The organism is Pyrococcus kukulkanii (assembly GCF_041647995.1).
In the GTDB taxonomy this organism is placed as follows: domain Archaea; phylum Methanobacteriota_B; class Thermococci; order Thermococcales; family Thermococcaceae; genus Pyrococcus.
Genome location: NZ_JARRIB010000001.1, coordinates 496,459 through 521,336 on the forward strand (window position 1 = coordinate 496,459; position 24,878 = coordinate 521,336).

Genomic DNA, 24,878 nt, shown 5'->3' on the forward strand with positions numbered 1-24,878 from the left:
ATGGTGAGGTTCGGAGTTATAAGCTACGCTCATCCTCACGCCCTAAGGTACGCATCAACGATAAGGGCTAGCAGAAGGGCAAAGCTTGTTGCAATTTCGGGGGATGGAGCTAACACAAACATCGCAAAGATCGAGGCTAGAAAGTACGGGGCAAAGTTCTATCCCAGTTATGAGGAGCTCCTCAAGGACAAGACCGTGGAAGCAGTGTATATAGCAATAGAAACGTACAGACACAAGGAGGTAGCAATAAGGGCGGCCGAGGAAGGGAAGCATATCCTCCTAGAGAAGCCAATAGCCCTTACAATAGAAGATGCGAAGGAGATAATAAAAGTGGCAAAGAAAGCCGGAGTAAAGCTGATGGTTCCCTTCAACCCGAGGTTCACACACCCATTAAGAAAGGCCAAAGAAATGGTTGAAAGTGGAGAGATAGGCAGATTGGAGTACATCTATGCTATCTCAGAGTACGTTAAGCCACCCATGTTCTTGGAGGGCCTAGATACAAGCTGGTTCTTTGACCCGAAGAAGAGTGGTGGAGGAGGGTTTATGGATACAGCCCCACACGGAATAGATTCATTATTCTGGCTGACCGAAAGCGAACCCGTTAGAGTTTACGCCGACATAGGTTCAAAGATCTGGGGATTCAAGGTTGATGATATTGGAACAGCCTTAATAGAGTTCAAAAACAACGTCATTGCACTATTAACGGCAGGATGGGCAAATCCAAGAGGATATCCCTATGGACTTGAGATGAAGTATTACATAGTCGGTGATGACGGTTTCCTTGACATCAGGACTGCTTATCCGGACTTCACGGTCTACCAGGAGAGAACTGAGAAGATATACTGGGAGAGGCCGGACGTTGAGGGGATAATAAACGCCTTCATAGATGCAATTCAGCAAGATAAAGAGCCACCAATTACGGGAGAAGATGCCCTTAAGAACCTTGCGGTGGTTTTAGCAGCATATGAATCTACAAAAACAGGAAAAGCGGTAAAAATAGAGCTCTAATCTTTTCCTATTATTCCTGATACCAAGTCTCTTATTGCCTTTTCTGGATCTTTTGCCTTTGTAACACCACTTGCCAAGAGAACTCCAACAGTTCCAAGCTCTATGGCCTTCTTCACATCTTCGCCAGTGCTTATTCCAGCACCACAGAGAACCTTAACGTCGGGGTTAACCTTCTTAACGAGCTCGACCGTATTGGTGATAACTTCAGGCTTAGCCTTGCTTACTGGAATCCCAGTCCCTATAAGCTCCGGAGGTTCAACTGCGACATAGTCAGGGTTTAAAGCCGCCACGGCAGCACTTACAGCAGGGTTGTTTGAGCAAACCATGGTAATTAGACCAACTTCTTCAGCCCTCCTTATAGCTGCCTCAAGATCAGCTAGGATCATCCTGTTTTCGGAGTGGTTGAGCAGGGTTCCGACGGCTCCAGCTTCCTTAACAGCCTCGGGAAGAACGTGACCGGTGTGACTTCCGGGTTTTATGGGATCAATATGCTGGGCAAAAACCGGAATTTCGACGGCCTCAGCAATCATCCTTAGATCAGCAAACTGGGGAGCAACCACTATCGTTACGCCAGTCTCCTTGTAAACCTTTTCAGCAGCCTTCGCTATCTCCAAAGCCCTCTTCCCAGTAGCCTCGATGTACGTCTTGAAGTTAATTGCGATAATAGGCTCCTTAAGCTTGGTCATGGTTATCACCAAGGGTGGATATAGATTGTGCCCATTAAACTTTTCGCATCACTAACATTGCTCGCGAAGAATTTTCTCAATTATACCCTTAACTTCCCTAAGATCCCTCGCCCTGTACATTGCCCCATCTCCCTTAAGGGAGATGCTAATATCAGCCTCCTTGAACATCGGTATGTCATTCTTCCAGTCGCCAACCGCTATCGTAAGCTCGGGTTTGAGCCTCTCTTTTAACGATCTGAGGATCTCACCCTTATTGTCGAATGTAACTCTAACTATGACGTCCCCTGTTATTCTACCCCTTTCATCAAACACGAGCTCGTTTGCAAACACGTAATCGATACCTAAGATTTCAGCAACCCTCTTAGCTAAGCACATCAGCCCACCACTGATTATTGCCGTTTTGAAGTCATTCCGCTTGAGCCAAGAAAGAAGTTCCTGGGCGTAGTCTTTAAGAGTGATTTCCCTAAAGACCTCTTCAACTTCTTTTCTGTTTTTACCCCTCCAGAGGGAGGCATCAAGCCTCGCCCACTCATAATAGTCTATCTTCCCAGAAAAAAACAGTTCCATGTGCTCTTTAGCCTTATCATGCGTTTTAAACTTCTTATGGAGGAGTTCCCAGCTTATCATGTCAGTTAAAGTCCCTTCGAGGTCGAAAGCTATTAGCTTCATTCTTTCCACCCATATTCACCTATTAGCGGAACGAAAGCCACTCCACCGTGGCTCTTTATTTCCACACTCCCATCCTTTTTCTTGATGACTTCAAGTAGTTCTTGCCACATGTGATAGCTCCCCACGGGGATTATGAGCCTGCCCCCAGGCTTTAGCTGCTCAATTAGTGGATCAGGAACTTTAGGAGCTCCAGCCGTGACTATTATCACATCGTAAGGAGCCCTCGGAGGGAACCCCCTAGTCCCATCTCCCAGGATAACATGAACGTTTTTAACGCCAGCCCTCTCGAGATTCCTCTTTGCGAATTCCACTAGCTCAGGAATTCTTTCGATAGTGTAGACGTCCTTCTTTACAAGGTGTGAGATTAGGGCAGCATTCCATCCACTCCCGGTTCCTATTTCAAGGACGTTCATACCCGGTTTCAGCTTGGCCAGCTCGAGCATAATCGCAACCATGTGAGGAGCACTAACAGTTTGGCCCGCAGGTATTGGAAGGGGCTCATCAAGGTGAGCGTACTTTTTGTACCTGTCTTCAACGAAAAGGTACCTGGGGTACCTGAGAAAGGCCTCCCTAACCTCCTTACTTTTTATAATCCCCTCCCACTCGAGCATTTCAACGGTTCTTTTCCACTTCTCATAAAGCTCGTCCATCGAGAAATTGTTCTGGTGAAGGGTTTATAGTATTATGCATCGGCTTGGTTAAAAGAAGTAATCATTCCACCATATGACAAGATGTTTAGCAATCTTGTTCAATGAAAGAAGACCTTTTGGGGCCGGGGCCGGGATTTGAACCCGGGCTAGGGGATCCACAGTCCCCTGTGCTAACCAGGCTACACCACCCCGGCCACTCAATCGAAGCTTTTAGAATAGATTTATAAAGTTTTCGCCAGAATTAATCAAAGAAGGGTGATTATTCTATGAAAGCTAAACGCGAGGCATTAATAAGCCTGTTTCAAGCAATGGAGAAAAAAGAAGTTGATGAAGACATCATCGACCTACTTCTCCTGATTAATTCAATAAAGGGAATTTACACGACATCCTCCTGTTCGGGGAGAATTGGGATATTAGAGGAGCCAGCACTCGGAGCGAAACCCCTTTCCAGATGGCTCATAAAAGTTCACAGGTCTTTGAAGTTTGAAGAGGCTAAAGAAGCTTTAAAGGAAGCTAAAAGCGGAATAATATTCCTGAAAAGCCAACCTCCAATATTCCACGTGGTGGCTGAGGATGAGGAGAAAGCCAAGCTTGTTCACGAAATTGGCCTTTCAAGTGGTTTTAAGTACACAACCTTTAAGGCAATATCCTCTAGGTATCTCGTTGAGATTAATGGAACCGAGTACCTTACCGTCCCCCTGGGGAAGGATGGAAAAGTTCTCGTCACTGACGAATACTTGAAGTTTGCAATAGAAATTGGAAATCAGATGTTAGAAAGGGGCAAATCAAGGCTCCCCAGGCTTTACAAGAACTTTGAAAGATTGAAGAAAGAATTAGGAGAGGATCCACTCTTTAAAAATCTGAATATTGCGAAGTCTTAGTCTTAACTAATTGCCAGTCCAATATTCCCTCATCCACTATATACATCCACTCCTCCAGGCAGTCAAAAGGAAGGCTCTCCAAATGTTTAATATCTTGAGTCGTCGAGAACTGCCTTATTGCCTTCTCAAAGGCCTTATCGTCGCCACAGTTGTGAGGCCCTCTAACTGATCCAGCACCCACAGGATCCGAGAGGAACCTCTTCCTGGGGAACCTCTTTTTTGCCCACTTGAGAACTTCAACAACGCTCCAGAGCCATGGCGGCCTGTATTCACCTTTTTCCCATATCATCTCGTAAAGTGTTCCCCGCTGAATGTTCGTTATATTAATTGAAAATGTATCAGTATATGGTTCGGCCCTTTCTATGCTGTACTTCACATCCTCAATTGCATCCCTCTCGGAAAGGAAGATGGGCTTTAAAAGGAGGTACGTTTTGACTCTAGCTCCAGCATCGTGAATAATCTCGCTAGCCCTCACGAACTGCTCAAATGTGTTTCCCTTATTTATTGATACATCCGCGATATCATTATTAGCAGTTTCGAGCCCCAGGGCTACTTCAAACCACTTTCCCTTGACTATCTCTGTGAGCTCTTCAACCCATTCCCTCTTTATTATCTCGCTCCTCGTCTCAACGACTATCTCGTAAACGTTGTCAAGCTTGGCTATCTCCTCAAATATCCTTAACCTAGTTTCTCTCCTAACTTCAGCCGAATCAAAGAATGATCCCGAAGTAAAAATCCTAACTGCGAATCTCCCCTCTCTGTCCTTTATTTTGGAGAGAGCCTCAAGAAAGTGTCTCAAAATTTTTTGTTGAGATGTATTCCTGGGGGCCTGGGCGGGATAAGAGCACATGTAGCATGCTTTTCCAACCCTATACCTGTAACACCCAATCGTAGGGAGTATCACGTAGAGCACCTTTCCAGGTTCCCCAGCAACGTTGTCTTCTCCAATCCAGTACATGAACCTGTCATAAACACCCGATCTTAAAAGCGTTATTGACACGCCGGGGATAAGCAAAGATTTTAAACAAAGACATTAAAGATCTTTTTTGATGATCGACGTACGAGTAAGAACTTTTACTGGAACAGTAAAAGCAACAGTGCCTTTACATTTTTTAACCCTAAGCAGGAAAAACCCAGGAAAAGAATCCGAGGTTAAAACACCTGGCCGAAAAATTTTAGGAGGTGGCATCGATGGGTGATTTTGGGGTCTTATCCCTGTTACCTCCATTGGTAGCTATAGTGCTAGCGATATGGACGAAGAGGGTTGTGTTTGCTCTGTTCGCAGGTGTTTGGGTAGGGGGTTGGATGGCCGCTGGATGGAACCCAGTAACTGGTACGATAAAAACCTTTGAATGGATAGTGGGGAATGTAACGGACAGCTGGAACGCCACAATCTTAATTTTCGACTTCCTAATTGGTGCAGGTGTTGGATTAATATACAAGTCCGGTGGAGTCCATGCAATAGCAAACGCCCTAACTAAGAGGATAAAGACAAGCAGAGATGCAACACTTCTTGGATGGCTCCTTGGAGTCCTCGTGTTCTTCGATGACTACACGAATACGATAATAGTTGGTAACACAATGAGGCCAATAACCGACAAGATGAGGGTTTCGAGAGAGATGCTTGCGTACATTGACGATTCAACCGCCGCACCGGTAGCTGGAATTGCCCTAGTCTCAACTTGGATAGGCTATGAGCTGGGTCTAATTAAGGAAGTATTTGGAAAACTTAACATATCGATGGGTGAATACTATGCATGGCTTCACAGCGTGCCTTACAGGTTCTATTCAATATTCGCAATAATCCTCGTTTTCATTATAGCCTACACGCAGAGACACTACGGTGCGATGCTTAAGGCAGAGATAAGGGCAAGAACAACTGGAAAAGTTGTGAGGGATGGGGCAAAGCCACTCATGGCAACTGAGAGCGACTTAGGACAGCCAAAAGTTGAGGAGGGTAGTATCCACTTCTTCATCTGGCCAATCCTATCATTGGTCTCCGTTACACTCTACGGTCTTTACTACACGGGTAAGAGTGCATGTGAAGGTGCATGTTCCTTCAGAGATATTCTTGGGAATGCAGATTCAGCAACCTCACTGCTCTGGGGTTCATTCGCAATGGTGCTAGTTGCCCTCGTCCTAATATTGGCAACTAAAACGATGACCGTCGAGGAAGTGGAGAATGCAATGATTCAGGGTATGAAGCAGATGATGATGGCTACCGTAATCTTAGTCCTAGCATGGAGCATCAAGAGTGCAACTGAGGCCGTTGGAACTGCAGAGTACGTTGTCGGCCTGGCAGAAAGCGCAAAGGTTCCTGCAGGATTAATCCCAATGATAATCTTCCTAACGGCAATGTTCATATCGTTCACAACTGGAACGAGCTGGGGAACCTTCGGAATACTAATGCCCATAGCAATTCCACTTGCTTATAAGCTCGCTCCGAATGATCCTCACGTTCTCTACGCGAGCATAGGTGCTGTCTTCGCAGGGGGTATCTTCGGAGACCACTGCTCACCAATAAGCGATACCACAATCATGAGCTCAATGTTCTCAGGCTCAGATCACATTGACCACGTTACGACACAGATACCATATGCAGTAACAGCGGCCTCGGTCGGTTTAGTCCTCTACATCCTCTTCGCTGCGGGCATTAGAAGTCCAGTAATACTCCTGCCAATAGGCACTGTCCTCCTTGTCCTAGCCTGGTACTTCCTCAGCGAGTGGTATGGCAAGAAGTACGGCATTCCTCATGGAAAGGTTCCGATATATCCAACTGAGATTTCAGAGTGAACTTTAAGTTCCCCTTTTCTATTTATCCTTAGGTGCAAATCATGGGATTGCTTGAGGATAAAGCGTTAGTTGAAGCTGCACTTTTTGTCGCTGGGAGACCGCTAAGCGTTAAGGAGCTATCTAAAGCCCTTGGCATTAAATCCCAAGATTACCTCGAGAAGCTGATCGAGCTTATAGCGAGTGAGTATGCAGAGAGGAAGAGCGCAATTGAAGTAGTTAAAGTTGCAGGAGACAAGTGGGTCATGCAGGTTAAGCAGGAATACTCGCAGAGAGTCATCCACCTAATGCCGAAGCCAGAGCTTAGATCTGGAGAGCTAAAGACACTCGCATTAATAGCCTACCTTCAACCCGTAGAGCAGAGCAAGATAATCAAGCTTAGGGGGAACCAAGCTTACGAGCATATAAGGAGGCTCCTCGAGATGGGTTTAATATACGCTGAACCCTACGAAAGAACAAAACTCCTCGGAACTACCGAGAAGTTTGCTGAGCTCTACGGATTTCCAGAAAATGATCCCAAGGTCATAAGAGAAGCCTTCAAGAAAGTTATTCACGCAGAATATGAAGATCTTGTTAAGAAGCTGGAAGAAACTGAGAGCCGGGAGAAGGATCCTACTACCAAGTCCAGTACCACAGACGAAAGTATTAAAAACCCCACTTAATTAAATTATTGGAAAGGTGGTAGGTATGGTCGTGCTGACAAAGGAGAAGATTATCGAGATAATCAAAAGGAAAACCGGAATGAGTAAAGAGGAAATTGAGGAAGAGATCAGGAAAATCATGGAAGAGGATCCACTACTAAGCGAACAGGGTGCTGCAGCACTGCTTGCGGAAAGATTAGGAATAGAATTGATAGAAGAAAAAGAAGAGAACCTCATGAAAATCTCAGATTTGTACCCAGGAGTGGATCCCAGGGAGGTAAACGTAGTAGGAAGAGTGCTTAAGAAGTATCCACCCAGGGAATACACCAAGAAGGATGGCTCAGCTGGGAGGGTTGCCAGCCTAATTATATACGATGATAGCGGGAGGGCAAGGGTAGTTCTATGGGATTCCAAAGTTCTCGAGTACTATAACAAGATTGAAGTTGGTGATGTAATCAAGGTTCTAGACGCGCAAGTGAGGGAGAGCCTCTCAGGACTCCCAGAGTTGCACATAAACTTTAGGGCAAGAATTATTCTTAACCCAGAAGATCCAAGGGTAAATTCAATTCCACCACTTGAGGAAGTCAGAATTGCCACGTACACGAGGAAAAAGATTAAGGACATCGAAGCGGGAGACAGGTTCATAGAGGTAAGGGGAACCATAGCTAAAGTTTACAGGGTTCTAGTTTATGATGCATGTCCCGAGTGCAAGAAAAAAGTTGACTATGACCCCGGAACAGAGACGTGGATATGTCCAGAGCACGGGGAAGTCGAACCAATAAAGATCACGATCCTAGATTTTGGACTAGATGATGGGACGGGCTACATAAGGGTTACCCTTTTCGGTGATGACGCAGAAGAACTCCTAGGCGTTAGCCCAGAAGAGATATCCGAGAAAATTAGAGAGATGGAGAGCATGGGAATGACGATGAAAGAAGCGGCAAGAAAGCTAGCTGAGGAGGAGTTTTACAAAATAATAGGGAAGGAAATAGTAGTCAGGGGAAACGTCATAGAAGATAGATTCCTAGGCTTAATTCTAAGAGCGTCCTCTTGGGAGGACGTTGATTATAGGAGGGAGATAGAGAGAGTTAAGAGAGAGCTCGAAGAGGGAGGGGTGATGTAAAATGGAACAACCAATAAGGAGGAGAAAACCTGCCGTAGAGAGAAGAATAAGTGAGATTCGAGAAGATGACACCAGAGTTTCGCTGATCGGTAGGGTGATCAAGGTCGATAAAATGGAATATATGTTCTGGCTCGATGATGGAACTGGAGTTGCCATAATCGAGAGTGAGGGCGAGCTACCAAAGGTTGGTCAGGTAGTGAGAGTGATAGGGAGGATAATACGGAACGAGGAAGGCATGCACATTTACGGTGAAATTATCCAAGACTTCAGCGATGCAGATCTAGAGGCGTTGGAGGAGATTATGGAGTTAGAGAGGAAAGTTTTGCCTAAATTAGAAAGAGAGCTGGTGTGGTGGTCAGAATGAAGAAGAGAATGCCTGCTACTCGGGTTTACATCAAGGATATCCTGGAGGGGTACTTCGTTAAGAGTGAGGGTGACTTTGAGCCAAACTACCTAATAACCAAGGATGCCAGGAAGATATACAGGGCAAAGGTAGTGGGAACGGTGGTTAGGGAGCCCCTTATAGCTGAAGACGAGACTTACGGTAAGTTTCAGATAGACGACGGCACTGGGGTAATTTGGGTTCTTGGATTCAGGGATGACACGAAGTTTGCCAAGCTCGTGAGGAAGGGTGATCTAGTTCAGGTGATAGGGAAGATAGCGGAGTGGAGAGATGACAAGCAGATACTGGTCGAGGGAGTTGCCAAAGTCCATCCAAACATGTGGATACTCCACCGCTATGAAACGCTTAAGGAAAAGGTCGAGCACATAAGGAAGGCCAAGATAGCCTTGGAGATTTACAACCAGTACGGAATTACCGCAAAGTCAAAGGTAATAGCCAAGAACAAGGGAATAGACGAGGATCTGCTTGAGACGATAGACGAGCTTTACGGCATAATGATGGAGCAGAGAGCCATAGAAGAGCCAGTAGAAGAGCTACTTGAGGAAGAGGTTACTGAAGAGGAGACCAAGGAGGAAAATGAGCTCTTAGAGGAAGTCAAGGAAGAGATACTCAAGATATTAAGGCAGAAAAAAATTGCAGTATCAAGGAAGTATTTGATGAAGAAGCTTGGGAGCAAGTACGACGAAGAGACCATAGAAGATGCAATAGCAGAATTGCTGATCGATGGAGAGATATATGAGCCAGAAACAGGTTACTATAAGTTGCTTTAGAAAACGTTAAGTAGAATTAGCTACGAAAAGTAGAGGGTGAAAACTAATGGAGGAGAGTCAAGGAATGCAACTTGTTAACAAGTTCGTAATTTCACTTCCAGAGGGACAAATCTTGGGTTACGTTACTGACATAAACGTTGAAGTGTCCGGCGATCAATATCTCTTTATATTCAAAATGAAAGCTCTTGAAAATGTCTCGAGAGGAGAATTTCATTCAGGAATGTTTTCATCAGAAAAAAAGATAAAGGTTAAGCCCTCAGATATAGTAAACGTTGGGCCCGATGTAGTAATCCTGGGAGATGGAAAAGTCCCTCCATTGAGAGAGATAGAAAGGCTTGCTCAGATAGCTGAAGAATATAATAACCTCGTTAAGGAACTAGAAAAGAAAGAAGAGGAAATAAGAAAGTTAAAATCTGAAAAAGAACAACTTGAGAGAGAATTAGAGGAACTTAAAAGGAAAGTTAGAAGGTTAGAAGTGCTTGAGGATGACTTCGATCACCTCAAAGAGCAGTTACTCAAGCAGGAGGGGCAACTTGAGATGGCAAGGGAGTACATCAAATTGCTTGAGGGAATAAGGCACGACATAGATAACATAAAGGCCAATGTCGAGACGCTTATCTCTGGCTACTTAGAAGATATAATGAGGAGGATAGTAAATGATGAGTTAAATGCTAGAGGACTAAAGAAGACACCAATTTAACCGAATATCCTTGGGCCAACGACATGAAGGAGAACCTCAAGCATTATAAATATCAATACAAGGGCTATGGCTCCTTTTGGACTTATTTTTACTGCCCTAGTGTCTTCATCAAAGAACCTCATCAACCCTGCACCAGTTGGAGGTAGCGTTGCCTTCTCCTTGGCCATTCTCTTCACCTACCTCCAGCTAGTCAAAGTTATATAAAAACCTTGCTAATTTTTAATGCCCGGGGCAACCGCGGGGGATGAGCTGAAGGAGAAGCCCGAGCGATGACTCCCCTTCGCTCCCCCCGGGCACATGGGATCACTTTTCTTTTCCTAAAAAACTTTCTTTTCAGATTAGTAAGAAATGACGTGTCAATTATTAACGTGATTACACCACTCTCTAGGGCATTTACTTAACTTTTTAACTTTATCCACTTTTTCTATTAAAATATTTTATCATATAAAATTACATATATGGAACAAAAAAATTATAAATAGTTAGATCAAATAGTATCGAGGTGATGAGAGATGAGTACTAAAACTAAATTGCTGTTTACAATAATACTTATTTTTGGAAATATAATCCCAACGAACTTCGTCATGGGGCATGAACCCGTATCAGCTGCCATTCTAGGGGAATGGGTTGATACGGCAGATGGTGTAACCTCCGCCAACATAGAGCTTACAGCCAGGTATGGGAGTGCGTACCTTACTTTCAAGGTAGTCATATCTGGAGAATATGGAGTTGCCGCTGGAGCAGCATCAGGGTACAGTATTGCTCACCTTTCCAATGGGAAGGTAGCAGTTAGTCCAAAGTATCTTCTCCAAGTAAAAGCCAAAGAACTTGACGGGCCTGAAAAGGATGTCAGGTACTACAAGACATACTACTGGAAGAAAAAGGTCATGGAAAGAACTGACTATGGGTACAGAGTTAATGCTGTGGCGTATGTAAAAGTCGTCAGAAAAATAATACACAGCCTCTGGAAAGACTACACAGAAGTGGTAATCTACAACCCCAATGTGGATGTTGGTGGCAGAATTTATATTCACGAATAGGGGGGATATTATTGAAAAAAGCTGTGCTCGTCTTATTATTCTTTCTTTCACTCCTGATCACAGATAGTGTAATCGCTACTGAGGACTGCAGAATAACGGGATCTGTTTCAATAATTCCATTACGTCAAGTTGACTCAGATACCTATGAGACTGTTCCATATATAACTCCGAAGGGAGCTGGAAACACGAGATATGTAGGGGATGTCAGAATATTAAGCTGTCAAGACCTAGGAAAGTCCGTAAACGTTTCTGTAGAGCTCTTCATAAGGGATTTTTCTGGATTTAACTTAACACAGAAGAAGTTTATAATTAATTTTATTGTCGACAAGGAGACTAATACCTTCAAGCTTAACAATACAAGGGTACTATTTCCATTCTACATATTTGGAGATGAGAAGGAGCTCAAGCCCTTCCACATTTTTGAATTCCTTAAGGTTGAAAAAATGGAAAGAGCAGATGTATACCTAACAAATAACACCAAGGTAACAATTCCTAAACCAATTGACATTATGTCAACTAGAGAGTTTATGTACGTTTTCTGTTACGGGACTCTCCTCCCCTCAAGTAACACAACCTGTGATAGTCCAGTCAAAATAAAATATGCAAACCTTCTAACAAAGCCGCCATATGTCGTGGGTAGTGAGTTGCTTTATCCTAAAGACCCGTTTGGGATATATGGAGGGCCAGTTTTACTTGGGTTCGAAATCCAGCCTTCAGACAAAATCTTAGAATTTCTGAAAAGCGATAATTCGGGGAATGAAAGTGTGTTGTTAGGTCTTATTGTGTTATTCGGGGCAGGGCTCTTTATAATAGCCAAGTCGAGGTGATAAAAATGAAGCATGTAAGTCTAGAAATTAGTTCAAGCACTGGAATAATTGCCCTAATAATTTTAGCTCCTTCCTTACTCCTGTACCTCTCTTGGACTGCGTTTATTGACCTTAATCTTTCAGGAATTGGTGGAGCTAAACTTTTGAAAACTGTCCCCCTAGCCGACGTTGAAGAAACCCTAGCTCAATTCGAAACTTCTCTAGCTCCATTTATTCAGGATGTCTCCACAGAGCAGATGAAAGCGTTTAACAGGGGGATTAGGACGTCTCTCATAGGAGCTTTTCTTGTAACATCTGTTTTGACCGCACTAACTTTCGGGAAAGCATTGTCAACGGGCACAATAATTTACGACATAGGACTAGTAAGAAACAAGAAGAAGGTGTTCTTTCATAGAATAGCTCCACTTATATTATACTCCCTCTTCCTAGCCTCTATACTGACCATAGGACTCGCAGCAATATTTCCCCTTACGGGAGTTAAAGCCCTAAAGTCCGATCTTGTGATCTTGCTTTTGGTAATGATTCTCTCCTCTCTTTGGGGAGTTTTCCTTTCTGCAACATTAAGTGCTATATCTAAGGAGTATGCGTATTCGATCCTAATGTCTTTTTTAGTAGCTGGTATCTTCCTTACATTAGAGAACGTTGGTGACCTTGTTTTCCCCTTCTTCAGACTACTCGTTTGGTTATCAACCTCAGGACAAATACCCCTCGGAAAATGGGGATTAATTGGAACGACTTTGTTTGCAGTGTCTCCAGCTTTGTCCTTAAAGGCATTTGAAAGGGGGGATTACTATTGAAAGTAAGCATTAAAAAAGCCTTTTTGATGTCAACTATACTCTTCGTACTGACGCTATCAGGTCTCTTTTACCATGCATCTAACAAAATCGTAGAAGTGCAATTTCTTACTTTTAACGACGAAAATCAAAATCTTTATTCCGTTTGCATGGAAGAAGTTGTTCTCCCTTTCGCCGGAAAGTATAAAATAGAGGGGACTAATGTCACAGTCTTTACCGCAGAAGGCAGATTTGACAAAAATTTCAGCACAAGTATTCGTGCCGTCGGAGTAGCAGCAGTCATAAAGAATAAGGGAAAAACTGCCATCATACTGAAACCTGAAATAGAGTTTCCGCTGTTCTACGTGGTATTAGTATTAATTGCAGGAGGGGGAACGACATATGCTCTTAGAGTGTTCAAACTTGAGTAAATCATATGGAAAAATCAAAGCCCTTGACAACGTCAGTTTTACTCTCGAGAAAGGCCTTTCATATATACTTGGCCCCAATGGGAGTGGAAAAACAACTTTTATCAAGATAGTCAGCAATATAATACCTCCTGACTCAGGAGAGATAAAGATCCTTAAAAAACACTATCTTAATCTTAAGCCCAACGATATATCTTTTTCTTATGAAAAAACTGTGTTCCCATCTTCAATCAGGATCATTGACTACCTCCACACGATTGGAGAATTTCGAGGAAATGATAACACAGATGAAATTCTCTCACTCTTTGACTTAGAAAGCGTCAAGACAAAGAAATTTGGAGAACTTTCTCAAGGATACAAAAGAAGATTTCTAGTAGCTAGTGCTTTTGTTGGCTTTCCGAAAGTGGTTTTTCTTGACGAGCCCTTCAGCAACGTAGATATAATTGCAAAGAAGAAAATGATGGAAACATTTCTCGAACTAAAGAAGAAAATTAACATAATCATTGTATCCCACGTTTTCATTAACATAGACAAAGTCGACAGCATTGTAGTTTTACACAATGGCAAAGTGATAAAAAACTTGATGAAAAACGAATTGAAAAACATAAGTGGGTTTAGAGCAGTATTTGAAGATGGAACAGTTATCATCAATAACGTAGGAGAGATAAACAGGCTTGTTTCCCAGGGTAAAAGAATAGTGTCAATTGAACCATTGTCACTTGAAAAATGGCTAGCTGAGCAGTTTTAAATAAAATGCTAGCCCTCCTCCCTGTATGGTGCCGTAATAACTTTTCTAATTTCTCTCGCTATCTTTTCCCCTATCCCCTCAACCTTCATCAATTCAGCTTCACTCGCTGTAAAAACCCTCTCAACCGTCCCAAAATGTCTGAGTAACCTCTTTGCTAATGTTGCTGAAACGTGGGGTAGTCCTTCAACTATGAGCCTCTGCCTCTCGGCCAACGTTACTGCCTTTTTCTCGCTCCTTATCCTCACTTCCCTCTCCTTTTCCTCCTGCTCCCTCTTCGCTATCAGGAATATGTACTGGGCAGTCTCTTCAGGGTTTGAAGAGAATATTACCGGGACGCCAAAATCAACTGTTACCGCGGCAATTGCACCCCTTATCGCGTTTGGATGAACGTTCCTTATCCCATAGAGCTGACCTTCGATGATCATTATGGGCCTGGGGTAGGCCTCTTTAAGCCTCTTAACTTGATCGAAAAGCCTTCCATCTATGATAGACTGAATAAAATCATTAGCTGATTTCCTCTCTATCGCAACGTCCTCGCTAACTATGTAATCCCCAACATCCAAAGTTTTAAACTCAAGCTTAATGCCCAGGGTTTTCAATCTCTTAACCACTTCACTCCTTAATTCTCTGCTGTCAACGACGACCTTAATCCCTTTCTTTTCTTCCCTACCCTTCTCTTCCTTAGGTTCTTCCCGAGAGAGCCACGCCTCAAGCCCCTTCTTCTCACTTTCAACCTTTTGAACAAAAGCTTCAAGAGATGTCTGCCTCTGTTTCTTTATCATCTGACTTACCTTTCTTATTGTCTCCTGCATTATCTTTTCTTTCTGCCTTGAGCTCCAGTAGTAGGCTTCATCCCTAGTCCCCTTAGCCATAAGAATTACAACCCTACCCGGCCTGTGCCTTCCAGTCCTTCCCCTCCTTTGTATACTCCTTATCGCGGAGGGAACAGGCTCGTAGAATACCACAAGGTCAACCTCTGGAACATCCAATCCTTCCTCCCCCACGCTCGTCGCAACTAAAACGTTGAACTCTCCCCTTGCAAAGGCGTCAAGAACGAGCTTTTGCTCCCTCTGGCTCATTCCCCTATCGTTTTCCTTACTTGCCTGACCGACGAATCTCTTCACCTTAAAGCCTTCTTTACTCAGCTCTTCCACAAGCTTCTTTGCTGTCTCCCTATAGTTCGTAAATACTATTATCTTTGAATTTGGCTTTTCCTTGATCTGTTCTTTTATTAGCTCCTTTAGCTTGTCCATTTTTGGATGGTCAAGCCCAAGCTCCCTAGCTTGGACAAGCAAACTTATTGCCTTCTTCATCCTCTTGTCTGAAAATAGTTCTTTGCTCGCTTTGGTTGATCCTGACCTTGCCTCCTCATAGAGCTTCTTTAGGTAAGCCCTCAGGGCCGATAAACCCTGAGTTTCCAACAGCTCTATAGCGTGGTGGAGCTTCAGGGCCATTGCGTGGAACAGGAGGTACTTCCTCAAATCGTGATTGCCTTTGGCCATCTCCTCGTTTATTATCTGCCCAGCCCGCAAAATTTCTTTCTTAGGTATATCGGGAGAAGAGGAATCTATGAGGGCGGCTTCGGCCAAGGGTTTTAAGGTGTCCCTAAGCATTTCCCTCAACAGCTTCCTAACTTCTTTGTACAGTTCGGGTAGATCGACTCTTATCCATTCAAACTTTATTCCCTGGACGTAGGGCCTAACATCGGGAGAGCTTTCCGAACGGTACTCAACATGCTCTATCCCCAGGTTATTCAGGACTTCTATAATTTTCTCAGGAGTGCTTCCAGGAGAGGCCGTTAGCCCTATAACAAGGGGATTCTTTGCCTGCTCTCTGTACTCCTTGGCTATGTACACATAGGCGTAGTTGCCCACTGCCCTGTGGGCTTCATCGAATATCAACAGAACTACATCCTCTAAACTTATCCTACCAACGAGGAGATCATTTTCAATAGTTTGAGGAGTTGCCACTATAACCTTAGCCCTAGCCCAAGCCCTCTGCCTATCACTTGGGCTTTTTTCACCCGTAAGAGCAACTATCTTATCCTGGGGAAGATTAAAGAACTTCCTAAACGTTTCAGCATGTTGGAGGACTAGGGGCTTAGTGGGGGCCAACATTAAGACTTTACCACCGTACTTACTTAACCTATAATCTGCGATCATCATGGCTATTATCGTCTTACCTAACCCGGTTGGGAGGACTATTAGGCAGTTTCTCTCCTTGCACTTAGCGTATATGACTTCCTGATACAACCTTGGTTGAAGTAACTCCTTTTTCAGGTACATCCTATCACTTCTTTAGTTCTGTGAGAATTGTATTTAAGAGCTCTTCACTGTTAACTGCTATTATGTCAAGCTTCTCGGTGGCACTAAACGAAACTTCTATGTCCCTACCATCTGAATCCTTGACTAATGCACCCGCTTCCCTAGCTATTATAACTCCAGCTGCTATGTCAGTTGGCCTTACGTACTTCCTTATGTCTATAACACCATCCAATGCCCCCATGGCCAAGTATGCAAGTTCAAGGGCTATAGCTCCTAAAGTTCTCGTTCTCTTCACCTTATTCACAAGTTCTATTCCCCTTCCTCTCGTGTAAAAGCTTATTGCTGGCTTTTCACTAGGCTTCCTAACTCTAATTTTTCTGCCGTTTAGATATGCACCTTTGCCAGGAATTCCTTCAAATAGCCTATCCATCACGGGCTCGTATATAAAGGCGTAAACAGGTTCTTTACCTTCAAATACCGCTACACTTACTGCAAAAAAGGGAATTCCAGCTATGAAATTATAGGATCCATCAAGAGGATCTACAAGAACCGTATACTTACTTCCCCGGTCTATAGTGCCAACTTCTTCACTAACTATGTTAACGCCCAATCCCCTAAGCTTTGCAAGTATGGAATCTTCGGCTACCTTGTCTATCAGCTTAGTCTCGTCCCCACTGGGACTTATTGCTATAGTTTCAGATGCCCTAGGATCCCCAAACAGCGCCATAACGTTAGTTTCAACTTCATGTATCACATCAAGGGCAACCTTTCTCCACCACTTCACATCCATGGCTAAGCCCCCAAGAGCATTCTTAACAAATTCCTCGTTCCTGGGGCGAACCCCAGGATAAATATCACCATCCTAATGAAGTCTAATAACTCTTTGTCCTCACCCTCCTCTTCAAGCTTCCTCATTATCCAGAGAGCCAGATAGAGAACAGTAAATTTGAGCACGTACATTACTGCAGCCGTCCCGGTTAGGCCTATCAAAAGCCTAGGTAAGACATGCTGTTCCCAGTACCCCATAAAGTCCACTCCAACGAATGTCGTCGTTGCATCGTAGAAGTGAACGTAAAAGAGGTAAGAGTTTTCCCTAACTATTGACAGCTTCTTGGTCATTAGGTAAACTACCAGCTCAGCTAGTATCAGGAAGGGGATGAAGTACTTCAAAACGGTAAAGTTAAAGTGTATCTTTTCAAGGTTCGCTCCCATGGCCACAAAATCTACCATAACGAGAGCCCAACCGAACCACAAGAAGACTCTCCAGCCCTTAAAGAATTTCCAAGAGATTATCAGGACTGGGGAGCCTATGAAAGACACCAAGAAATATATCCCGGGAGAAACAGTGATGTACGTTCTAGGATAAACACCAGCATCAGTTAAGGCCCTAGTAAATGCCCCAAATACCATATAGGGAATTAAAGCCCTAAAGAAGGCTTTATCAATTTTTATTTTCATCTTCTTGAGACCCTTATATACGATTAGCGTTGCTATCCCCAAGATTATCGCATAAACGAGTGTATTAACGGGGTTATAACCCGTATTATATTTTATCGGGTTTACAAAGTATTTTTCAAAGAACTCTTTTAGCATTCGACCACCGATAAGAAAGAGGCAAGGGAATTAAAAAGATTTTTGAAGAAATCAGAACATCGGACAGACATCCTTCTCTGTTGGAGGCTCTGGATTGAGGCCCTTCCTCTGTCTGATCTGCCTTATGATCTGAATTGCTAACTCATTAGGCACCTTCTTGAACCCAGCGTGCTCGGTGCTCCACAATGCCCTACCACTCGTTGCACTTCTTATGGCCCCTGCGAATCCGAACATCTCAGCCACTGGAGCTTCTGCGATTATCGTCATGACCTCTCCTTCCTGCCTCATGTCGACGAGCTGACCTCTCCTCTGGCTGATCTCCCTGCTAACGGCACCCATGTATTCATAGGGAATGTTGATGATGACCTTCTGGTATGGCTCATAGAGAACTGGACCGGCCTTCATCATTGCACAGTGGATTGCGGTTCTAATTGCCGGGTAAATCTGGGCTGGACCTCTGTGGACGTTGTCCTCGTGCACCTGAGCATCAAGCAACCTAACGATGACCTTCATTACTGGCTCCCTGGCAAGTGGACCCTCGTCCATGGCCTGGTGGAATCCATCGATTAGGAGGTCCATTACCTCGTTGAGATACTGGATACCCTTGGTGTTGTCGAGGAACATGTTACCGTTGTACACGTCAACGATACCCCTCGCGATCTCATAATCCATACCAAGCTCGGCCAGCTTCTTGGCAACTTCCTTCGGATTCTTGATCCTGCCCTCTGGGATTATTCCTTCCTTGATAGCGTTGTAGATCTCGTCTGGCATTGGCTCAACCACTATGTAGAACCTGTTGTGCTTGTTTGGCGACTTACCCTCAACCATTGGACTTGGCTTGGTTATGCTCTCCCTGTAAACGACTATTGGCTCTGAAACCTCTATGTCAATTCCCCAGTCCCTCTTGAGCTTGTGGAGCTTGACCTCGAGGTGTAGCTCACCCATGCCGCTGAGGAGGTGCTGACCGGTCTCCTCGTCGATCTTAACATGGAGCGTTGGGTCTTCCTTAGCTAACTGCCTTAGGGCTTCAATGAGCCTCGGGAGATCCTTAACGTTCTTAGCCTCAATTGCAACGGTAACAACGGGCTCGCTGACATAGTGGAGCGCCTCAAATGGCTCAATTGGCTCCTGAGCTACGGTCTCACCGGCCATAGCATCCCTCAAACCTGTTACGGCAACGATGTTTCCTGCGGGAACTGCATCCATGTTTATCCTCTCTGGACCCATGTAGATACCGACCTGCTGGATCCTAGCCTTCCTCTTGCTGTTGATCAGATGAACCTCCATACCGCTCTTCACGGTTCCGCTCCAGACTCTACCAGTTGCAACCTCTCCAGCGTGCTTGTCGATGATGATCTTGGTAACGACCATGACCATCTTACCCTTCGGATCACAGTTGAGCATCGCCTGTCCGATATCACTGTTAATGTCTCCCTGCCAAAGGTGTGGGATCCTGTACTTCTGGGCCTCAATCGGATTTGGCAGGTGCCTGACGACCATGTCGAGGACAACAACGTGGAGCGGAGCCTTCTGCCTTAAGGTCTTGTTGTCGCCCTTGAGTGTGAGGTCAATTATCTCGTTGAACTTAACACCAGTCCTCTGCATAAATGGAACACTCAACGCCCAGTTGTAGTATGCTGAACCAAAGGCAACGCTACCGTCCTCAACCCTAACAATCCACTTCTTCTTATACTCTTCAGGTGCGTACCTCTGGATGAGCCTGTTAACGTCCATAATTATCTTTGAGAACCTCTCCATCATCTGCTGTGGAGTTAGCTTAAGCTCCCTAATAAGCCTGTCAACCTTGTTGATGAAGAGGACGGGCTTAACGTACTCCCTCAACGCCTGCCTGACGACAGTTTCAGTCTGAGGCATAACTCCCTCAACTGCATCAACCACGATGATAACTCCGTCGATGGCCCTCATTGCTCTGGTGACGTCACCACCGAAATCAACGTGACCTGGGGTATCGATGAGGTTAATCAGGTAGTCCTTCCCCTCGTAGTTGTGAACCATTGAGACGTTCGCTGCGTTAATGGTAATACCTCTCGCCTGCTCCTGCTCGTCAAAGTCGAGGACAAGCTGCTTTCCTGCGAGCTCCTCACTGATCATTCCAGCTCCAGCCAAGAGATTATCGCTCAGTGTGGTTTTACCGTGGTCAATATGAGCGGCTATACCGATATTTCTAATCCTTTCAGGCTGGAGCATGAGTTCCTTAATCTTTGCGATCATTTCCTCTCTCCTACCCATTTCCACCACCCTCGATGAGCTTGCTCGGGTTTACTTAAAAGGTAGGGTTATAAAGCTTTTCCCAACTGTTAAAAGCTCTTTTAGTTTTATACCAACGCCACGTCATAAGTCAAGCATTAGAGAACCCAAGTAAATCAAAGATCTATGGCATCCATAGCAACCTTAATCCACCTTAGGTAGGAGTTTACAGTTCCACGCATGGCAGAAGAATCGGTGGCTTTTATATCGATGATTATCCTCTTCCTCTCCAGCCTAAACTTTATCTCGCTCCTCCTGTAGGGAACGCTCAAATGCTCGTAAAGGACGGCCTCATAAACTACTTTAGCTATGTCTTCAGAAGGGAACTCAATCACTATTCTCCCTCTTACCTTCTTTGCCTTCACCTTCCCTCCTCCTGGGAACTTTAATTCCAAGGGCCTCCTTATAGTCCCACCTTCTCCCGTCCTCCATTATCCATATCTTAACGTTGATTAAAGGGCCGACTGGCCTTTCCTTCGTAACGTCAAGCCTATAGAAGTTTATCGACATGCCCCTTGGGTGTCGTTCTATAACGGCCAGAATATCCGTGTTGTAGCGGTCGGCTATCGAGGTTAAGCTTTTATCTCCCCTAGGGACGAACTTTCCAGTTGTGAGCTCAGCGAAAACCTGGGCAAAGGCCAAGTGATCCAAACCCACTCTTTTGGCCGTTGTAACGATAAGAGGCATATCCTCCCTTATCGGATTAAGCCCCTTAAATCCCATCTCCCTCTGAAGCTTTATGCCATGGAGGTACAAGTAGCCTAGATAACCCCAGTCCTCAGGGTCAACCTTAATGAATGTCATCTTCAGGGGATTGCCCTTCCAAACATTGAGAATTAGTAACCTTTCATAACCCCTATCGTAAGCCTCCATTAAAAGCTCCTGAATGGTCTTCTTCCCCCTAGTCATATATAGAGAATTAGGGAAAACTTTCTCCAAGTCATGACCAAAGCTCCTAGTTCTTCTTGTAGGTCTATGGGATGTGGTAATGAGCATCATGGCTATCCCTTCGAAGTTAAAGAGAAGAAGTTAAAAAGCTTAGCTAGATGGCCTTTACCCTTCTCGGAACCTTGGGCCTTGGCTTGTAAAGTATCTTGCTACCGCAGTAGGGGCAACGGAGATCTCTAGTAATCGAGAGATCAAGCTTTACCTCCCTACCACACTTGGCGCACCTGTATATGGCCTCAACCATGAGGCATCACTCTGTTACCCTCTTAGCGACCTTACCAGCCGGAGTAACTGGGAGGTAAGCTCCTCCGGCAAAGATAGCTCCGCACTTCTGGCACTGCCATATTCCAGTGCTAATCCTCTTCACTGCCCTTCTTCCACAGACTGGACAGACATGCTTCTGTCTCATCTTTGCCTCTACTGCCGCAACTCTCCTTCTGATCTTAAGACCGTACCTAGCCCCAAACCTTCCAGCTGAACCTACCTTTTTGGTGCCGCTCATGAGCATCACCCCATAATCGTGAGCTGAAGGGTGTAGGGGAAGTAGGCTTTATAAAGTTTAAGCATCCCTCGTGGCCACTATCCTTACTCCTTCGAATTCTGCAATCACATCGCCAACTCTAATCGGAGGCTTCACCTTAATTCCCGCCAAGAACTTCATGAGCTCAGGGATCTCATCCTTTGGCACTGGTTTCTCTGTTTTAACGCTGACTGTAGGTAGTTTTCCTCCTTCCACAGGAATAACGCTCATCACAACTCTCTTAGGGTTCGTGACTTCTTCAATGGCCCATTCCTTTCCCCTGGGGCAGGTATAGCCTTTTACATCCTTGACCTTACCGTTTTCGACTTCAACTTCAATCGTGCAACTTAAAGGGCAGACTATACACGTGAAGCGGTAGACCTTACCCATGCTTTACCACCCTCATAGTTATCTTATCTTCGGCCTTCGATATCTCCTCAGTCTTTAGCTTAATTCTAAGCATCTCTGCAGGTTTTATTACTGGAAGCTTGATCTTTTTGCCTATTTCAGGGAACTCAACTACCACATCCTCCATAGGCCTCCTTACTCTGGCATATATCCATACATCCCTCTCACCGCTTAGGTAATGAGGAGCAAGCAACCTAACGTTCTCTCCCTTTACCAGCCTTATCCACCTCCTACTCGGGATTCCTCCGTTCTCTATAAACTCCCTAGCACCTTCAGCGGCCAACTCACCTTGTTCCGCAACGTAATCCACTAGATCGTTTATTAGGAGAGCATTTCCGGCCACGAAGATCCCAGGAACTGAAGTTTCTAGCCTATCATTAACGATAGGCCCGCCAGTTGAAGGATCGATTGCAACCCCTATCTCAGTTAGAAGCTTGACGTTCGGTATTAACCCGGCGGAAATTACCAATGTATCTGCCTCTATCCAAAACTCCGTTCCTGGAATTTCCCTTAGGTTTTCATCGACCTTAACTACCTTAATTTTCTCGACTCTACCCTTTCCCCTGACTTCAACGACTTTATGGCTTAAGTATAGGGGTATGTTGAAGTCCTTTAATATCATTATATTCCTAGCCAAGCCCCCGGGATAAGGCATTAGCTCTATAACGGCCTTTACCTTCGCACCTTCTAGCGAGAACCTCCTCGCCATTATCAATCCGACATCGCCAGAACCTACTATCACTATCTCCTTACCCGGCATTATTCCATAAATGTCCATTAAAGTTTGAGTCTCTCCAGCCGTGTAAATCCCAGCAACCCTGTCCCCAACGATCCCTATTTCAAAAGCATGCCTCTCCCTAGCTCCTGCAGCGTAGATTATCGTTTTCGTTGGAACTTTTTGAACTCCCTGCGGGGATGTAAAGACTACGAACTTCTCTAAGTCAGAATAGTTTATTATTTCAAGGACTCTTGCGGATGTCTTTACTTCAACCCCATCCAGCTTATTCATTAGCCTGTAGGCGAATTCGGGACCTGTAAGTTCTTCTTTGAAGTAGTGAATTCCAAAGCCAGGATGAATACACTGGGGAAGTACCCCACCAAGATAATCATTGTCATCGAGGAGAAGAACCTTCAACCCAAGCTCCTTCGCCCTTATTGCAGCGGCCATTCCAGCGGGGCCTCCCCCGACAACAACAACGTCATACACTTTACTCACCCCTCACGAGAACCTTAACATCCCCAATTCCTATTTCACTCCCCTTACCTTTTAGCGTAACTTCCCATGGAGGAACCCCATACTCTCTGGCAAGTATCTGGATTATCCTGGGCCTACAGAAGGAACCCTGACAGGTTCCAGTTGTTGCTTTGGTTCTAAACTTTACTGAATCTATACTTGGAGTCTTGACCCCTATGAACTTCATCCTCTCTATGGCCTCAAGGATGTCTCCCTCGCTGACCTTGTTACACCTGCACACTATCTTTCCATAGGCAGGATTCTTCTTCACTAGCTCGTTCACCTTCTCATAGCTTAGGGCGAAGAAGTGGGTAATCTCCCTTCTGTAGGGGTTCCACTTTTTCTTCTCAACTAACTCAATCCCAAGATCCCTCTGAATTATCTCAGCAACCTCGTAAGCTATTGCTGGGGCGCTCGTTAGGCCAGGAGAGCGGATTCCCGCAACGTTTATGAAGCCCCAAACTTCCTCTTCAGCCTTTATTATGAAATCTCCACCTGTGGGCTCTGGTCTTAAGCCGGCAAATGTTCTTATTACCTTGCTTCTAGGAGGCAGCTGAGGCCAGAGCTTTTTAGCTCCCTCCCAGACCTCTTCAAGCCCCTCCCTCGTCGTTGCAGTATTCTCCTTCTCTTCGGGAGGTAGATCCTGAGCATTCGGCCCTATCATCAAGTGCCCAGAAATCTCAGTCGTAACGACTATTCCCTTGCTTATTGGTGTTGGTGTAGGGAAGAGAACCCTTTTCGGCCCAGGAATTCCCTCATCAAATATCCAATATTCACCTTTCCTGGGATGAATTTCAAAGTAGTCTATGCCAGCCATCCTCGAAATTTCATCAGCGTAAAGACCGGCGGCATTGATTAGTATGTCAGCCTCTATGAAGCCGCTATTGGTCTCTACACCCTTAACCTCCCCATTCTCAACCTTTATCCCTCTAACTTCAGTTTCCAAATGAGTCTTAACCCCGTTAGCTACCGCATTCTCCACGATCGCTATTACAGCGGGAATTGGACCTATCTGTCCAACTATTGGAACCCATAAAGCACCAAGGGCCTCCCTAGTTAATCCAGGCTCAAGCCTAAAGAGCTCATCCCTGTCGACGATCCTCATCTCCGGAACTCCATTTCTAATTCCCCTCTCCAAGAGAACTTCTAGCTCCTTGAAATCTTCATCCTTTAAGGCAACTATCAATGCCCCATTCCAGACATGAGGGATCTCAAGCTCTTTAACCCACTGGTGCCAAAGCCTATTCCCTCTAATGCAGAGCTTGGCCCTCATTGGGTATTTGTCGGGGTCATCATCATAGCCTCCATGGATTATTGCAGTGTTGGCCTTACTTACACCCCAGCCCACATCTGGATTCTTGTCAATTAGATGAACCTCGAGGTTCTCATATTTGCTTAGAACCCTAGCAATGCTCGCTCCAGTGATACCAGCCCCTATTATTGCTACCCTTATTTTCATAATTTCCACCTCAATTTTGACATCTACATCGGCGTTAGATGTTTTAA

General features: G+C 44.8%; 30 protein-coding genes and 1 tRNA gene. 14 read left to right on the plus strand and 17 right to left on the minus strand.

The window, feature by feature from the left end; translation table 11 throughout:
• On the plus strand, positions 1–1,008 hold the full coding sequence (locus P8X24_RS03025) for a Gfo/Idh/MocA family protein (protein WP_372913995.1): 1,008 nt from the start codon (positions 1–3) through the stop codon (positions 1,006–1,008).
• Here P8X24_RS03025 and tpiA read toward each other — a convergent pair.
• From tpiA to P8X24_RS03045, 4 genes are all read right to left on the minus strand, one after another.
• The gene (tpiA, locus tag P8X24_RS03030) at positions 1,005–1,694 is read right to left on the minus strand and encodes a triose-phosphate isomerase (protein WP_372914187.1); all 690 of its coding nucleotides are present in this window, start codon (positions 1,692–1,694) and stop codon (positions 1,005–1,007) included. The two genes, P8X24_RS03025 and tpiA, sit on opposite strands and share 4 nt — an antisense overlap.
• A 51-nt stretch (positions 1,695–1,745) precedes the next feature.
• Positions 1,746–2,363: an HAD-IB family phosphatase gene (locus P8X24_RS03035; protein ID WP_372913996.1), complete on the minus strand. Its 618-nt coding sequence runs from the start codon at positions 2,361–2,363 to the stop codon at positions 1,746–1,748.
• Positions 2,360–3,013, minus strand: a complete 654-nt coding sequence (locus P8X24_RS03040) for a protein-L-isoaspartate(D-aspartate) O-methyltransferase (protein ID WP_372913997.1) — start codon at positions 3,011–3,013, stop codon at positions 2,360–2,362. Before P8X24_RS03040 ends, P8X24_RS03035 begins: the two co-directional genes overlap by 4 nt.
• A 117-nt stretch (positions 3,014–3,130) precedes the next feature.
• Positions 3,131–3,207: transfer RNA gene (locus P8X24_RS03045), tRNA-His, on the minus strand.
• A 72-nt stretch (positions 3,208–3,279) separates the two neighbouring features.
• On the opposite strand from P8X24_RS03045, the gene taw3 reads away from it, so the two are divergent.
• The gene (gene taw3, locus P8X24_RS03050; RefSeq protein WP_372913998.1) at positions 3,280–3,894 is read left to right on the plus strand and encodes a tRNA(Phe) 7-((3-amino-3-carboxypropyl)-4-demethylwyosine(37)-N(4))-methyltransferase Taw3; all 615 of its coding nucleotides are present in this window, start codon (positions 3,280–3,282) and stop codon (positions 3,892–3,894) included.
• Here the strand turns inward: taw3 and P8X24_RS03055 are convergent.
• Positions 3,866–4,852: an archaeosine biosynthesis radical SAM protein RaSEA gene (locus tag P8X24_RS03055; protein ID WP_372913999.1), complete on the minus strand. Its 987-nt coding sequence runs from the start codon at positions 4,850–4,852 to the stop codon at positions 3,866–3,868. The two genes, taw3 and P8X24_RS03055, sit on opposite strands and share 29 nt — an antisense overlap.
• Before the next feature lie 91 nt (positions 4,853–4,943).
• Here P8X24_RS03055 and P8X24_RS03060 point away from each other — a divergent pair, with 91 nt between their 5' ends.
• From P8X24_RS03060 to P8X24_RS03090, 7 genes are read left to right on the plus strand one after another with little or no spacing between them, the layout of a single operon-like run.
• Positions 4,944–5,093 (plus strand): hypothetical protein, encoded by a 150-nt coding sequence (locus P8X24_RS03060; RefSeq protein WP_372914000.1) that lies wholly within the window; start codon positions 4,944–4,946, stop codon positions 5,091–5,093.
• The gene (locus P8X24_RS03065) at positions 5,086–6,687 is read left to right on the plus strand and encodes a Na+/H+ antiporter NhaC family protein (protein ID WP_372914001.1); all 1,602 of its coding nucleotides are present in this window, start codon (positions 5,086–5,088) and stop codon (positions 6,685–6,687) included. Before P8X24_RS03060 ends, P8X24_RS03065 begins: the two co-directional genes overlap by 8 nt.
• 41 nt (positions 6,688–6,728) lie before the next feature.
• Positions 6,729–7,346 (plus strand): SMC-Scp complex subunit ScpB, encoded by a 618-nt coding sequence (gene scpB, locus P8X24_RS03070; RefSeq protein WP_372914002.1) that lies wholly within the window; start codon positions 6,729–6,731, stop codon positions 7,344–7,346.
• Positions 7,347–7,371: 25 nt separating this feature from the next.
• On the plus strand, positions 7,372–8,448 hold the full coding sequence (locus P8X24_RS03075; RefSeq protein ID WP_372914003.1) for an OB-fold nucleic acid binding domain-containing protein: 1,077 nt from the start codon (positions 7,372–7,374) through the stop codon (positions 8,446–8,448).
• Between the two features lies 1 nt (position 8,449).
• Positions 8,450–8,812, plus strand: a complete 363-nt coding sequence (locus P8X24_RS03080; RefSeq protein ID WP_372914004.1) for a replication protein RepA — start codon at positions 8,450–8,452, stop codon at positions 8,810–8,812.
• Entirely contained in the window at positions 8,809–9,621 is an 813-nt protein-coding gene (locus P8X24_RS03085; RefSeq protein ID WP_372914005.1) for an OB-fold nucleic acid binding domain-containing protein, read from the plus strand. The genes P8X24_RS03080 and P8X24_RS03085 overlap by 4 nt, the downstream gene beginning before the upstream one ends.
• 46 nt (positions 9,622–9,667) lie before the next feature.
• Positions 9,668–10,321 (plus strand): hypothetical protein, encoded by a 654-nt coding sequence (locus P8X24_RS03090; RefSeq protein ID WP_372914006.1) that lies wholly within the window; start codon positions 9,668–9,670, stop codon positions 10,319–10,321.
• On the opposite strand, the gene P8X24_RS03095 is transcribed toward P8X24_RS03090, so the two are convergent.
• On the minus strand, positions 10,318–10,488 hold the full coding sequence (locus P8X24_RS03095; protein WP_372842759.1) for a preprotein translocase subunit Sec61beta: 171 nt from the start codon (positions 10,486–10,488) through the stop codon (positions 10,318–10,320). The genes P8X24_RS03090 and P8X24_RS03095 overlap by 4 nt on opposite strands.
• A gap of 345 nt (positions 10,489–10,833) precedes the next feature.
• On the opposite strand from P8X24_RS03095, the gene P8X24_RS03100 reads away from it, so the two are divergent.
• The 5 genes from P8X24_RS03100 to P8X24_RS03120 all read left to right on the plus strand — a co-directional run bounded on the left by P8X24_RS03100 (position 10,834) and on the right by P8X24_RS03120 (position 14,137).
• Positions 10,834–11,361, plus strand: a complete 528-nt coding sequence (locus tag P8X24_RS03100; RefSeq protein WP_372914007.1) for a hypothetical protein — start codon at positions 10,834–10,836, stop codon at positions 11,359–11,361.
• 11 nt (positions 11,362–11,372) lie between these two features.
• Entirely contained in the window at positions 11,373–12,188 is an 816-nt protein-coding gene (locus P8X24_RS03105; protein ID WP_372914008.1) for a hypothetical protein, read from the plus strand.
• Between the two features lie 5 nt (positions 12,189–12,193).
• Entirely contained in the window at positions 12,194–12,985 is a 792-nt protein-coding gene (locus tag P8X24_RS03110) for a hypothetical protein (RefSeq protein ID WP_372914009.1), read from the plus strand.
• A 146-nt stretch (positions 12,986–13,131) separates the two neighbouring features.
• The gene (locus P8X24_RS03115; RefSeq protein ID WP_372914010.1) at positions 13,132–13,392 is read left to right on the plus strand and encodes a hypothetical protein; all 261 of its coding nucleotides are present in this window, start codon (positions 13,132–13,134) and stop codon (positions 13,390–13,392) included.
• Positions 13,364–14,137 carry an ABC transporter ATP-binding protein gene (locus P8X24_RS03120; protein ID WP_372914011.1) on the plus strand — a complete coding sequence of 258 codons (774 nt, stop codon included), beginning with the start codon at positions 13,364–13,366 and terminating at the stop codon, positions 14,135–14,137. The genes P8X24_RS03115 and P8X24_RS03120 overlap by 29 nt, the downstream gene beginning before the upstream one ends.
• An 8-nt stretch (positions 14,138–14,145) precedes the next feature.
• Here the strand turns inward: P8X24_RS03120 and P8X24_RS03125 are convergent, their stop codons facing one another.
• The 11 genes from P8X24_RS03125 to P8X24_RS03175 all read right to left on the minus strand — a co-directional run bounded on the left by P8X24_RS03125 (position 14,146) and on the right by P8X24_RS03175 (position 24,831).
• Entirely contained in the window at positions 14,146–16,422 is a 2,277-nt protein-coding gene (locus P8X24_RS03125) for a DEAD/DEAH box helicase (protein ID WP_372914012.1), read from the minus strand.
• A 4-nt stretch (positions 16,423–16,426) separates the two neighbouring features.
• Positions 16,427–17,191, minus strand: coding sequence for a bifunctional fructose-bisphosphatase/inositol-phosphate phosphatase (locus tag P8X24_RS03130; protein ID WP_372914013.1), 765 nt, complete (start codon positions 17,189–17,191; stop codon positions 16,427–16,429).
• A gap of 2 nt (positions 17,192–17,193) precedes the next feature.
• Positions 17,194–17,994, minus strand: coding sequence for a DUF63 family protein (locus P8X24_RS03135; protein WP_372914014.1), 801 nt, complete (start codon positions 17,992–17,994; stop codon positions 17,194–17,196).
• A gap of 51 nt (positions 17,995–18,045) precedes the next feature.
• Positions 18,046–20,244 carry an elongation factor EF-2 gene (locus P8X24_RS03140; RefSeq protein WP_372914015.1) on the minus strand — a complete coding sequence of 733 codons (2,199 nt, stop codon included), beginning with the start codon at positions 20,242–20,244 and terminating at the stop codon, positions 18,046–18,048.
• Between the two features lie 134 nt (positions 20,245–20,378).
• Positions 20,379–20,627, minus strand: coding sequence for a KEOPS complex subunit Pcc1 (gene pcc1, locus P8X24_RS03145; protein ID WP_372914016.1), 249 nt, complete (start codon positions 20,625–20,627; stop codon positions 20,379–20,381).
• Complete coding sequence (locus tag P8X24_RS03150) at positions 20,590–21,261, minus strand: ribosomal biogenesis protein (protein ID WP_372914017.1); 672 nt, start codon at positions 21,259–21,261, stop codon at positions 20,590–20,592. Before P8X24_RS03150 ends, pcc1 begins: the two co-directional genes overlap by 38 nt.
• Positions 21,262–21,304: 43 nt before the next feature.
• Entirely contained in the window at positions 21,305–21,454 is a 150-nt protein-coding gene (locus tag P8X24_RS03155) for a DNA-directed RNA polymerase subunit P (protein ID WP_068322877.1), read from the minus strand.
• 6 nt (positions 21,455–21,460) lie between these two features.
• On the minus strand, positions 21,461–21,712 hold the full coding sequence (locus P8X24_RS03160) for a 50S ribosomal protein L37ae (protein WP_068322873.1): 252 nt from the start codon (positions 21,710–21,712) through the stop codon (positions 21,461–21,463).
• A 57-nt stretch (positions 21,713–21,769) separates the two neighbouring features.
• Complete coding sequence (locus tag P8X24_RS03165; RefSeq protein WP_372914018.1) at positions 21,770–22,120, minus strand: DUF1667 domain-containing protein; 351 nt, start codon at positions 22,118–22,120, stop codon at positions 21,770–21,772.
• Positions 22,113–23,345, minus strand: a complete 1,233-nt coding sequence (locus P8X24_RS03170) for an NAD(P)/FAD-dependent oxidoreductase (RefSeq protein WP_372914019.1) — start codon at positions 23,343–23,345, stop codon at positions 22,113–22,115. Before P8X24_RS03170 ends, P8X24_RS03165 begins: the two co-directional genes overlap by 8 nt.
• A gap of 1 nt (position 23,346) precedes the next feature.
• Positions 23,347–24,831, minus strand: a complete 1,485-nt coding sequence (locus tag P8X24_RS03175) for an NAD(P)/FAD-dependent oxidoreductase (RefSeq protein ID WP_372914020.1) — start codon at positions 24,829–24,831, stop codon at positions 23,347–23,349.
• Positions 24,832–24,878: the final 47 nt, after the last annotated feature.